The sequence below is a fragment of the Orrella daihaiensis genome, from assembly GCF_022811525.1.
Classification (GTDB): domain Bacteria; phylum Pseudomonadota; class Gammaproteobacteria; order Burkholderiales; family Burkholderiaceae_B; genus Algicoccus; species Algicoccus daihaiensis.
On the sequence record NZ_CP063982.1, the window covers coordinates 836,250 to 847,621 of the forward strand.

The 11,372-nt window shown below is 53.7% G+C and carries 13 protein-coding genes; 8 read left to right on the forward strand and 5 right to left on the reverse strand.

Going from position 1 to position 11,372, the window contains the following annotated elements; all coding sequences use genetic code 11:
* Window positions 1-187: 187 nt before the first annotated feature.
* Both DHf2319_RS04045 and DHf2319_RS04050 read right to left on the reverse strand, forming a co-directional pair.
* Entirely contained in the window at window positions 188-643 is a 456-nt protein-coding gene (locus tag DHf2319_RS04045; protein ID WP_243479524.1) for a MaoC family dehydratase, read from the reverse strand.
* 66 nt (window positions 644-709) lie between these two features.
* Window positions 710-1,396: a GntR family transcriptional regulator gene (locus tag DHf2319_RS04050; protein ID WP_243479526.1), complete on the reverse strand. Its 687-nt coding sequence runs from the start codon at window positions 1,394-1,396 to the stop codon at window positions 710-712.
* Between the two features lie 417 nt (window positions 1,397-1,813).
* On the opposite strand from DHf2319_RS04050, the gene DHf2319_RS04055 reads away from it, so the two are divergent.
* The 4 genes from DHf2319_RS04055 to DHf2319_RS04070 are packed head-to-tail and all read left to right on the forward strand — an operon-like array spanning window position 1,814 to window position 6,045.
* Window positions 1,814-3,139 (forward strand): amidase, encoded by a 1,326-nt coding sequence (locus tag DHf2319_RS04055; RefSeq protein ID WP_243479529.1) that lies wholly within the window; start codon window positions 1,814-1,816, stop codon window positions 3,137-3,139.
* A 5-nt stretch (window positions 3,140-3,144) separates the two neighbouring features.
* Window positions 3,145-4,341 carry a CaiB/BaiF CoA transferase family protein gene (locus DHf2319_RS04060; RefSeq protein WP_243479530.1) on the forward strand — a complete coding sequence of 399 codons (1,197 nt, stop codon included), beginning with the start codon at window positions 3,145-3,147 and terminating at the stop codon, window positions 4,339-4,341.
* 1 nt (window position 4,342) lies between these two features.
* Window positions 4,343-5,122, forward strand: a complete 780-nt coding sequence (locus tag DHf2319_RS04065; RefSeq protein WP_243479533.1) for an enoyl-CoA hydratase — start codon at window positions 4,343-4,345, stop codon at window positions 5,120-5,122.
* 50 nt (window positions 5,123-5,172) lie between these two features.
* Entirely contained in the window at window positions 5,173-6,045 is an 873-nt protein-coding gene (locus DHf2319_RS04070; RefSeq protein ID WP_243479534.1) for a polysaccharide deacetylase family protein, read from the forward strand.
* Here the strand turns inward: DHf2319_RS04070 and DHf2319_RS04075 are convergent.
* The gene (locus DHf2319_RS04075; protein ID WP_243479535.1) at window positions 6,042-7,283 is read right to left on the reverse strand and encodes an MFS transporter; all 1,242 of its coding nucleotides are present in this window, start codon (window positions 7,281-7,283) and stop codon (window positions 6,042-6,044) included. The two genes, DHf2319_RS04070 and DHf2319_RS04075, sit on opposite strands and share 4 nt — an antisense overlap.
* Complete coding sequence (locus DHf2319_RS04080; protein ID WP_243479536.1) at window positions 7,280-7,891, reverse strand: glutathione S-transferase family protein; 612 nt, start codon at window positions 7,889-7,891, stop codon at window positions 7,280-7,282. The genes DHf2319_RS04075 and DHf2319_RS04080 overlap by 4 nt, the downstream gene beginning before the upstream one ends.
* A gap of 85 nt (window positions 7,892-7,976) precedes the next feature.
* Between DHf2319_RS04080 and DHf2319_RS04085 the strand changes: the two genes are divergently transcribed.
* Window positions 7,977-8,714, forward strand: coding sequence for a formylglycine-generating enzyme family protein (locus DHf2319_RS04085; protein WP_243479538.1), 738 nt, complete (start codon window positions 7,977-7,979; stop codon window positions 8,712-8,714).
* Here the strand turns inward: DHf2319_RS04085 and DHf2319_RS04090 are convergent.
* Window positions 8,711-9,469 carry a 4'-phosphopantetheinyl transferase family protein gene (locus DHf2319_RS04090; protein WP_243479542.1) on the reverse strand — a complete coding sequence of 253 codons (759 nt, stop codon included), beginning with the start codon at window positions 9,467-9,469 and terminating at the stop codon, window positions 8,711-8,713. The genes DHf2319_RS04085 and DHf2319_RS04090 overlap by 4 nt on opposite strands.
* Window positions 9,470-9,551: 82 nt before the next feature.
* Between DHf2319_RS04090 and DHf2319_RS04095 the strand changes: the two genes are divergently transcribed.
* The 3 genes from DHf2319_RS04095 to DHf2319_RS04105 all read left to right on the forward strand — a co-directional run bounded on the left by DHf2319_RS04095 (window position 9,552) and on the right by DHf2319_RS04105 (window position 11,240).
* Entirely contained in the window at window positions 9,552-9,896 is a 345-nt protein-coding gene (locus tag DHf2319_RS04095; RefSeq protein WP_243479548.1) for a protein tyrosine phosphatase family protein, read from the forward strand.
* A 173-nt stretch (window positions 9,897-10,069) separates the two neighbouring features.
* Window positions 10,070-10,528: a universal stress protein gene (locus DHf2319_RS04100; protein ID WP_243479550.1), complete on the forward strand. Its 459-nt coding sequence runs from the start codon at window positions 10,070-10,072 to the stop codon at window positions 10,526-10,528.
* A 208-nt stretch (window positions 10,529-10,736) separates the two neighbouring features.
* The gene (locus DHf2319_RS04105) at window positions 10,737-11,240 is read left to right on the forward strand and encodes a peroxiredoxin (protein WP_243479552.1); all 504 of its coding nucleotides are present in this window, start codon (window positions 10,737-10,739) and stop codon (window positions 11,238-11,240) included.
* Window positions 11,241-11,372 lie beyond the last annotated feature (132 nt).

The following is an 11,372-nucleotide window of genomic DNA, read 5'->3' on the forward strand; positions in this document are numbered from 1 at the left end:
CGTGCACTGTTGCTGTCTGGGTGCTGGTCTGTGACTGCCGCGTCGCAAAGTGAAGGTTCGCGCCGAGCATGATCTGATGCTTGAGTGACAGTGTGCCCCGGATTTGACTGGACTCTGGAACAGAGTCTGTGTTGGTGTCACTGCCTCGCTATCTCAATGATTGCAGAGGCAGTGGCGAGTATGTAAGTCAGGCCGGGTAGTAAACCGAAATGGTCTCGGCAATGCATGCCGGTTTGGGCGCGTTTTCCAGTTCCACTGTGGCTTTGAATGTGCACTCAAGTCCGCCATCAGAACGCTCATTGATGTTGGCTAGCTCAAATTTGGCCCGGGTGCGGCTACCGCTTGGCACTGGGGTCAGAAACCTGACCTTGTTCATGCCATAGTTGACCGCCATGGCTACACCCGTCACATCGAAAGTTTGAAACCGCATCCCTGCCAACATAGACAAGGTCAGGTAGCCGTGCGCGATGGTTGAGCCGAACTTGGACTGTTTGGCGCGTTGCTCATCAACGTGTATCCACTGGAAGTCACCGGTGGCTTCGGCAAACTGGTTAATTCTGGCTTGTGAGATTTCCCACCAGTCACTAGTGCCGATCTCGCTGCCTACTAGCGACTGGAGTTCACTGAACTTTAGTTCGCGCATTTGCTGCTCCCATTGGTTGTGAAGGCTTTTGAGGCTTTTAGCACGTCAGCAGGGTGATGGTTGCGGTCATTTCGCAAGCAGGTCTTTTGGAATATTTAAGATGAAGTTTGTGAGTGCGGTCGTGTTGCTTGCCGGCAAAATGTGTCGGCGCATGGCCATGGCCGCACTCTCACCGTCGCGCGCAGTCAGAAACCCCAAAATTTCGCCATGTTGTTCATAGGAAGTTTGTGTTGCCCCAAGCGCACCAAATGCATGCCTGCGGTAGACACCCGTCCTGGCGCGAACCCGCATTACTTCCTGGCGTAAAAAAACATTACGAGAAGCGGTGTACAAAGCTTGGTGAAACTGCTGGTTGCCTGCTTGCCAACCATCCCAGTCTTCCTTGTCGGCAAACTTCTGGCTTTGCTTGTGTATCTGCTGCAATGCCTCGAGTTCTTTAGCCGACATGCGCTCGCAAGCCAGTTTGACCGCAATGGCCTCGATTTCGGCTAGCCATTCCCATAGGCTGAGCAGTTGAGCCAGATCCATTTTGGCTACGATGGCTCCTCCGCGAGGGAGGTTGCTTACCAAGCCTTGGGCTTTGAGTTGCAACAATGCCTCTCGTACGGGGGTTTTTGAAACATCGTAGCGTGATGCGATCTGGTTCTCGTCGATCGTATCGCCAGGGGTTAGCAAACCTTGACTGATCTGTTCGGCTAAGTCAGCGCGAATTCTGTCACTAATGTTTTTATGGGTTTTTGGTTGGGTAGCCACAGCACGCCTCTGTCAGAATCTCGGAGCTTGTTTGGCACAATATTTTTTACTGCTGGGATTATTTTACCTGTTGCTTAAAATTAATAAATGCACTAAAAATATATCTAGTTAACCAATAAAAATTTAGGTAAACCGATTGAGTGACGCAGATTGTGCATGCGCTCTTCTGCGTGGCGAGATAGACGTCGATCAATACTGGCGCGAATCGGGTGAGCAGCAGGTCAAGTCGGCGGGGGTCCTCTTGACGCAACATCAGCAGGAGCGGGCGCTGCGTAATTTGCATCGCTTAGTACTGAGCTTGCGCAGCTGTGGTATCGATCTCAAGTGTGCGGACGCTGAGGAGTCAAAGGCCGTAGACTGTGTCACTGATGCTGATGAGTTGCAATCCATTTTCAGTAACTATCTGGCCACGTACAGATGAGTGTGCAGCTTCCCAACACCATCCCGGCGTTCAAAGCCCACCTTGAGTCGGGCGCCTTGTCTGCGGGTGAAGCGGTTGAGTTGCAGGTGCGACGCTTTGCCGATCTCGATCAGCAAACGAGAGCGGTTGTTAGGGCACTTGCACCGCCGCCACATGCACCTGATCAATCCTTGCCGCTTGGGGGCGTGTGCCTTGCTCACAAGGACATTTTTAATCTCCCCGGACATCGTCCTGGGCTTGGACGTGACAGGGGCGCCGAGTCAGTTGGTATGGTCCAAGCGCCGTGCCTGTCGCTTCTCGAGCAAGCGGGTGCGATCAACCTTGGCACACTGGCTATGGCTGAGGATGCTTGCTCAGCCACGGGGCAGACGCAGAAATTGCCAACTCCTCTGAATCCACTTGGCGCCGATATGGCGGTCGGAGGTTCCTCAAGTGGCAGCGCAGTGGCAGTGGCCAGTGGTATGGTTTACGCGTCACTTGGGACCGATACGGCTGGTTCTGTGCGAATCCCGGCCATGACATGTGGGGTCATGGGTCTTAAAACCACGCATGAGCTCATTCCCAGAGACGGTATGAGCCCACTGTGCCCCTCTTTGGACTCAGTTGGGATTCTGGCGCGCAGCACAGCGGATCTGACAGCGGTCCTGCAAGTGATGGCACCAAATCTTGCGTGGGAGACTGCCGATATGGACAGTGAGATTCGCGTTGGTTTTTGGCTCGACGGTGCCGACCTAGACCAGGAGGTGCGTCAGGTGATTGCCCCGGTGATGCGTCGATATGGCCAGCAACATCTCGATCTCTCCGGTCATGAGCGTTGCCTCACCTCCTTGCAGGAGTTGGTCATGGCTTATGAGGTGGCTCAAACCCATGCTAGCAGAATCGCCCGTGGCTTGGCCTGCCCTCAAGTGCAAAGCCTCGGTGCCTATGGTTTGACCATCCCTGCTTCGTGGTGGCGGGCCGCCTTGCGCGAGCGACCTGATCGGCTCGCTCAGTTCGTTGATCACGCCTTCGCCAGTGCTGACGTCTTGTTGGCTCCTTTGCAAACCGGATTTTTGCCTACAACTCGTGAGGTTTATCTTGGCGATGATGCGTTCAAGAGCGCCAAGCTGTTAGGCTTGCATCGTTATTGTGGTTGGATCAACTATCTGGGGTTGCCGGCTTTGTCGATGCCAGTGGGTACTGGGGCGCACGGCATGCCAGTCAGCATACAGTTAGTAGGTAAACCGTTTAGTGAACCAAAGTTGCTTGCTCTGGGCAGGCAAATAGCGACAGACATTCATGGAGAGCATGGCATCTGGCCAGTGCTCAGATTAGAAGGATAACAAGCATGAGCAAAATTCAGGCATCTGAAGCACTAAAACCATTTCGAGTCTTGGATTTGTCGCGCGTGCGTGCTGGGCCTAATTGTGTGCGGATACTGACGGACTTTGGTGCCGACGTGATCCGTATCGAACCACCACCCGGGGTCGATCCAAACGAGGCCATGTTTGCTGCTAACCGTCATGGTGGGGATTTTCAGAATCTGAATCGCAACAAACGCTCTTTGACTTTGAACCTTAAGAAACCAGGTGCACTTGAAATTTTCATGAAGCTGGTTCAAACCGCTGACGTTGTGGTGGAGAACTGGCGACCTGATATCAAGAAAAAACTCGGGCTGGATTACGATGCCTTGGCTAAGGTGAACCCGCGCATCATCTTGGCGAGCATCTCTGGTTATGGTCAAACCGGTCCTTATGCCGGTCGACCTGGTTTTGACCAAATCATGCAGGGCATGGGCGGTTTGATGTCTGTGACAGGTTTCGCAGACTCGGGTCCGGTGCGTGCTGGTTTGGCCGTGGCTGACATGAGTGCTGGTTTGTATGCTGCGATTGGCATATTGCTTGCCTTAATCGAGCGTGAACAGTCTGGCAAGGGGCAGTGGGTGCACTCATCTTTGCTGCATTCCCAAATCGCGATGATGGACTTTCAGGGTGCCCGATATCTTAATGACGCGGATATTCCCGTTCGTGTCGGCAACGATCATCCCACCAGTAGCCCGATGGGGCTTTACACAGCCTCCGATGGTGTCTTTAACATCGGCGCGTCGGGCGAGGGCAACTGGGTAAGGCTATGTGAGCTTTTAAAGCGCCCCGAGTGGTTGCAAGATCCTGACTTTAAAACCGAGAAGCTCAGGGTGGTTAACCGATCAAAACTCACTGAGTTGTTGGAAGTCGAGTTTGCAAAAAATACCGTCCATTATTGGGTAACGGCACTAAATAATGCTGGTGTGCCGGCAGGGCCGGTTTACGACGTGCCACAGATGTTCGAGGATGAGCAGGTCAAGCATCTGGGTGTCGTGGCGTCTTTGCCTAACGTTTACGACAAGCAGATGCATTACATCACTCAGCCAGTCACGTTATCACGCACGCCACCGAAGGTGGTCGCACCGGCTCCCGATTGGGGTCAGCATACCGATGAGGTGTTAACTGAAATTGGTTACAGCGTTGAGCAAATCAAACGCTTTCATGATGATGGGGTCGTCTAGCATGGGTGAGGTCTGTACCGACATCGATGACAAGGGCATTGCCACGGTCACGTTCTCCAATATCGCGCGTATGAATGCCATGCAACTCGGTATGTGGCAGTCGTTGGCTCAGACAATGACAAGGCTGTCAGCGGATGAGTCTGTTCGAGTGGTCATTTTGCGTGGCGAAGGTGATGCTGCGTTCGTCTCTGGGGCGGATATCTCGGAGTTTGAATCGGTGCGCAGCACACCTGACGCCGTGACCTATTACGATGCGTGCGTCGAACAAGCGGAGGTAGCGATTGGCGCTTGTAGCAAGCCTGTGATTGCTGCTATTTCAGGCGTATGTTATGGCGGGGGTGTCGGAATCGCAGTCTCTTGTGATTTGCGTTATGCAAGCCTGGATTGTCGCTTTGCGGTGCCCGCTGGCAAACTTGGCCTTGGCTATCCGCTTGAAGATGTAACCCGCCTATACCGGATCCTGGGACGGGCTGGTGTCGCCGAGTTGCTGTTAACTGCCCGGGTATACCGCGGCGCCGAGGCGCGTGAAGTCGGCCTGGTGCATGCCTGTGTTGAGGACGTGTTTGCACATGCGCGGGCACAAGCCGAAGCGATTGCCGCACTCGCGCCCCTGACATTGACGTCCGTCAAGATGGCACTGCAAAATCTTGATCAGGTACCGCATGCCCCTGACATCGAGAGTGTGGCTGCTGCAGTTACCCGGTGTTTTGAAAGCGAGGACTATGTCGAGGGTCGACGGGCCTTCGCACAAAAACGCTCGCCTGTTTTCAGGGGCAAGTAGTTCCAGACAAATTAGGCCTATTTCTTTGCTGCAACTCAAGGATCTTCGAGATGAGTAACCCACGCGTTCCCTACCGATTTTCTGATGCGGGTCCCGCGCTTAAAGCCCATGTCAATGGTCCCATCTTGGTTCATCTGGTGGTGAACGTTGAGAATTGGAGTTTTGATGCGGCCATGCCGCGCACGATCATCACGCCGCCCCATGGCAAGGAGACCATTCCTGATGTGCCAAACTTCGCCTGGGTGGATTACGGTATGCGGGCAGGTTTGCCTCGCATGATTCAGGCGATTCGAGAGCGGGGTCTGCCGGCTTCGACCAGTATTAATGCCAGCGTGCTCGATGCCTATCCGGGAGCGGCTGAAGCGATGCTTCAGGCCGGTTGGGAGTTTATTGGGCATGGGCTACACCAGAAGTCGGTGCAACAAGCTGGTAATGAGGAGGATGTCGTTACCCAGGCTTTGGACAAACTGAGACGTTTCAGCGGCCAAGCGGTTGCCGGCTGGTTAAGTCCAGGTCTGCGCGAGACAGAGCGTAGTTTGGAGGTTTTCAAGTCGGCAGGTGTGCGTTACGTGTTTGACTGGTGCATGGACGATTTGCCGAACTGGATGCGTACCGATCAGGGTCCTATTCTGAGCATGCCATATAACCTGGAGCTTAACGACTCTGTGGTGTATGCCATTGAAAAGCATGCGACAGGACAGTTTCTGGAGCGCACACAGCGCACATTACGTTTGTTTGAGCGCGAAGCGCAGCAGCGTCCTCGAGTCCTCGCACTAGGCCTTCATCCTCACCTGATGGGTGTCCCACATCGCTTTGGTGAATTCGAAGAGATGCTTGACAGTCTATTGGCCAGTTCCATGACTGCATTTGTCAAGCCCGAGCAGATTGCTGATTGGTTTGAAGCGCAAGTCGCGCCGGCTTAGTTCGGTGTCACGGCACGTGCTTGGCGCCAAGGCCACTGGCCATGTGCAATCAGTAGGCTGCCGGCAATCATGACCAGAGCGGCGATCGTAATGGGTGTGTCATAACCGCCAGTGGTGTCGTGCAGAAAGCCAAATAGCGCTGGGCCGCACGCATTCATCAATTGCATAAAGGTGCCTGTGATCCCGAACACCTTGCCAAACGACGGTGCGCCGAACTCCCGTCGCACGATGAGCGCTGGCAAGGTCGTGATGTTGCCAACGTTCAAGCCAAACAATAAAACACCGATCACGAGCCAAGTGGCTGTGCTGGCGAAGGCGGCTACGAGTAAGCCAGCAGCTGCTAGCCACAAGACAACCGCGGCTGCTAGTCGAATGTTGACGCGGTCGGCAACGCGGGCGAGAACTACGCGGCCGATAAATGCCAGTGAACCAGATGCCAATATAGTCAGACCGGTTAGCGTAGGAGACAGCTCGGTCTGTAACAGCTTGACTTGCTGACTTAAAAAACCGAGCTGCACCATCAACGCCAGACCAAAGGTAATGATGGTCGAGCGAAGCGCAAAGGTTTTGAGTGCTTGTCCACGAGTCCATTCGCGTTCAATGACAGGCTCATCCCGAACTTCGGGTGCCAGGCCGTCAGGCCAAAGTCCCATGTCTTGAGGCCTTCGGCGCAATATAAAAATACTGATTGGCAAGATGGTTAGCACAGTGACTGTACCAATGATTGCCATGGCTGCTGTAAAGCCAAAGGTTTGAACTAAAAATAGTGTGATTGGCACGCCGAGCATGCCACCAAGGCTTGCGCCCAGAAGTGCGGTGGAAATAGCCTTGCCCTGAAACTTTTCAAACCAGGGGGCAATCGTGGCTGACACGGCGATGGTTGACAAGCACGACCAACCTAGCCCCATGGTGATGAAGGCAGCAACCATTTGCCACGGCTGACTGACTTGTCCAAGCGCAGCTATTCCGAGCGCCATGACGATAGCGCCAACACTCATGACTGCCTGTGGCCCATGGCGGCCAACCAAAGTGCCGACAAATCCTATGGACAGTGCGTTGACTAGAAATGCCATGCTAAGCGCCATTGATACGCTAGCAGTTGACCATCCATGGGTGTGGCTAAGCGCATCGATGTAGACGCTTGGGCCGTACAGTGCGAAGGCCCAGGCGACAAACGCCACCACTAGCGTGGCGCGTACCACGCGCCAGCCGTAAAACGTTTGCGTGGCGTTCGTCACACTTTAAATTGGCAGGCTTTAAAGGCGTCGGTTTGCTCGAACGCGCCTGCAAATTTGGCTAGTGCAGGATGACGTTCGGCGCTGCATGCTTCGGGTAGCATCGCGCTGATAAAGGAGTAGCCCACTGCTGCTGTGATGCTGGCAATGGTCGGGTTTTCTGCGCCTTCGAGCTTGTTGGCAGCCACCAGTGCCTCAATTTGGTCCACACCGGCTTGTGCTTGTGCCACGAGGGTGTCGAGAAATGGTTGATGAATCTTTTCCTTGGGGCGTTTGGTTTTTTCGTAGATTGCAGCAACCGACTTATCCAGGGCGCTTGTCATGATGCCGCACTGCTGTAACACTTGGCGCCTTGCGGGACCACTGGCTGGCAACAGGGTCTGGCTCGTCACGGTCTCGAGAATGCTGTCAAGGATAGCGCTGCTCTCGATAAGGATTTCACCATCATCAAGCACAAGTGCCGGTACCTTAAGCATCGGGTTAAAAGGTTTGACGGCATCGGCGTCTAATGCTGGCGACAAGGATCGGTGTTCGTAGGGAATGTGCAACCATTGCAAAGTAGCCGCAACACGGCGAACGAAAGGCGAAAGATAGCGACCAACCAGAATCATGATGTCTCCAGTGCTAGAGTTTTTTACAGAAATGCAGTATCACGCAAAGCACGCCTTGCGGCAATTTGTCTTTTAAGGATGTGACATGAAACAAGTGCAATTTCTAGCAAGTCTGCCGGTCAAGCTCGCTTTAAGTGTGATGACAGTGTCAGCGGCAATGCCCGCGGCAGCGCAAAGCGAACGCTTGCCGATCGGGCAGCCGGTGGCTTTTTGGATCGATAGCACCGAGGTAACTGTTGGCGACTTCGCCCGGTTCGCCCAACAAAATAATCTGCAAACTGCTGCCGAACGTGATGGCGGAGGCTACGAATATCGTTTTGGCTGGCAGCAGCGCGAGGGCTGGAATTTTCGGTCACCCTACGGCAAGCCGGCCAAGGATCAAGAACCCGCCGTACACGTGAGTTGGTTTGAAGCTGACCAGTACTGCAAATCCAATGGCGGGCGCCTGCCTACCCGGGATCAATGGGCACAGGCAGCCTATCAGGAAACCCGGGCTAATCCCCCCGAGCCGTTTGTCACGGCAAAGTCCTATGAATTCCCTACGGGGGAGTCCAGCAAGAATGCCAATACGGTTGGGGATGGCGACGGCTGGTCTGAGCACGCGCCAGTGGCCAGTTTTCCGCCGGGAGTGAACGGTCTTTATGATATGGGTGCCAATGTATGGGAGTGGCTAGCCGATGCGCGCGGTGATGACAGACTCACGGCCGGCGGCTCTTGGTGGTATGGGCCTTCGAAGATGACTGAACGCGCAATGCAGTACAAGCCAGGCAATTTTTATGCCGTGTATGTGGGATTTCGTTGCGTTTACGATCGCGCTAATTAGATCCAGTCGGAGTCCGTCCAGGGGCAGATGTCAATGCTCGGATCGGTAGTAGCCTGGGTCGAGACCGCCAGGCTTATCAGGTGTTCAGGTTCAATGCGCCAATGATGAAATCGCCATGGCAGGGTGGGCGTGAGCCTCGCGTCCCTGACCCGCAGTCGAATTCGTTCGGGCAATGTGGCACCGGGCGGGCTTAATTCAAATTCAAAGCCCGTCAGGCTATCGGCAATGCCCCACGCCTGAGCTTTCAAGAACGCTTCTTTTAGGGTCCAGTAAGTCAGAAACCGCTGTTGTCTCAGTTCTGGTGGTTGATAGTCTATGTCGCGTTGCTCGGCTTGGGTGAAATAACGCTTCGCAAGCCCAGCTTTTGTCGTTCTGTTTAACCATTCGGTATCGATTCCCATCGGTTCGGGGCCAATGGCCAAAACGGTCAGCCCCTGCGTGTGTGCGAGGTTAAAGTGCACGGCTTTTGCATTGAAAGGGTGGCTGAGCACTGGTTTTTGTCGGCCCGTAACTCCAAAGCAAATGTCCGACGGATTACAGCCAAGCACTTTGGATAGCAGTCTCCTGGTGAGCCCGTGGCTGACCAGAAAGGCATGCCGATGCTCGGGGTTAATCAAGCGCGCAAGCCTCGCAGTTTCGGCTTCATCTAGCCAACTCGTTATTTGCGTGATGAGGTCGGGGTTGCGCACGACGCCTGGGTTGAGATGGCGAACCAGAAAGGTTGAACCGTCAAATCGTTCTGAAATTGGTGACATAAGCCCAAAAATATCGGGAATTGCGTGACTGAAACGTGATGTATTAGTAATCTAAAGCATTCGTCATCATACGGAGTTTTTTATGTCGACCCCTATTCAGCGCCTGACCCCTGATTTTGCTGTTGCACCGCAACTAAGCCCTCAAGATATGGCGGCCGTTGCACAGGCGGGCTATAAGAGCGTGATTATCAATCGCCCTGACTATGAGGGCGGATCTGAGCAACCAACTTCTGAAGCGGTCAGTACGGCGGCGCGTGAGGCTGGCTTACGTGTAGCCTACCAGCCGGTGGTCAGTGGTGCCATCACGGCCGATGACGTTACCAAGTTCTCAGAATTACTACAGACGTTACCCACGCCAATACTGGCGTATTGTCGCTCTGGTGCCCGTTGCACCGTATTGTTCCAATCGGCGACGTCCAAAAGTTAAGCTGCATCTGTAATTTGCTGGGGCGAGCCGGGGCTGTAAGGTTGTCGGTGTTTGATTTATTGATAAGCATCAATTTTTAAACATGTGGTGGATACCATTTGCAGGGATTTGCGCTAGCATGAAAGAGTCAGATTGGCATTACCGACTCATACAAAAATCAAAGGGAGTTCAATATGTTTAAAAAAATCCTGATTCCGACCGATGGCTCGGCGCTTTCAGCCCAGGCTGCCAACGCTGGGGTGTCATTTGCCCGTTCAGTGGGTGCCGAGGTCGTTGCACTGTATGTCGGTCAGCCTTTTGCTGCCACGATTGGCTTTGATGGCATGGCGGCGGCTTACGCCATTACCGATGAAGATTATGAGAAGGCCTCTGCCGAGCAGGCTAAGAAATATTTGCAGGCAGTCGTTGATCGTGCTGAAACCGCGGGTGTGAAGGTTTCTTCCGAGTCAGTCACCAATTTCAACGTCGCTGACGGGATTGTTGACGCTGCCGGTAAACACGGTTGCGATCTTATTTTTATGGGTAGTCACGGGCGCAGCGGATTGTCACGGTTGCTGTTAGGCAGTGTGACAGCCAAGGTGTTGTCTTTGGCGCAGGTGGCCGTGTTGGTGTATCGTGTCAAAGAGGAATAAACACAAAAACCGCAAGTCTGCTTCAGGGTGCATCAGTTAGGCCCTCAAAAACGCTGCTTTGAGCAGCGTTTTTTACGCGATTTACCCAGGACGCCCCATTGTGAAGTCCCGGGGCTTGTTGGGGACAAGCTAGCCAAGGCCTCGTCTGCTGTCCTATGATGTGGCGTTTAAACAATCGCCGGCAACTGGCAAACTAGGAGAAAAAATAATGACAGTTAAAGTTGGAGATCATGTGCCAGAGGGTACGTTGACCGAGTTCATCGAGAATGAGACTGCGGGGTGTGCGCTCGGACCGAACGACTTCAAGGTATCCGAGCTGACCAAAGGCAAGAAAATCCTGATGTTTGCACTGCCAGGTGCTTACACGCCAACATGCTCGGCCAAGCATGTGCCAAGCTACCTCGAGAGTTATGACGCCATTAAGGCCAAAGGTGTAGACGAAATCTGGTGTGTGGCGGTTAATGATGCCTTCGTGATGGGTGCTTGGGGGCGTGAGCAGGGTGTGGCTGGAAAAATTCGCATGTTGGGTGATGGCGCGGCTGCCTGGACCAAGGCGATGGGTTTGGAGTTGGATTTGACGGCACGTAACATGGGCGTGCGCTCCCAACGTTATGCCGCGTTGATTGAAGACGGTGTCATCAAAGCACTTGAAATTGAAGCCCCTGGCGCATTCGAAGTCAGCTCTGCGCAGTCCATGTTGAAGCATCTCTAACGGACTCACACACCATACGTGGTGTATTGAAATGGCCGGCCTACGCTGGCCATTTTGTTGGTGCGTTCAAGCAACATTCGTGATCACGTTGCTAAATTGTCTTTGTCATTGAGCACAGGCTCAAGCTATTCT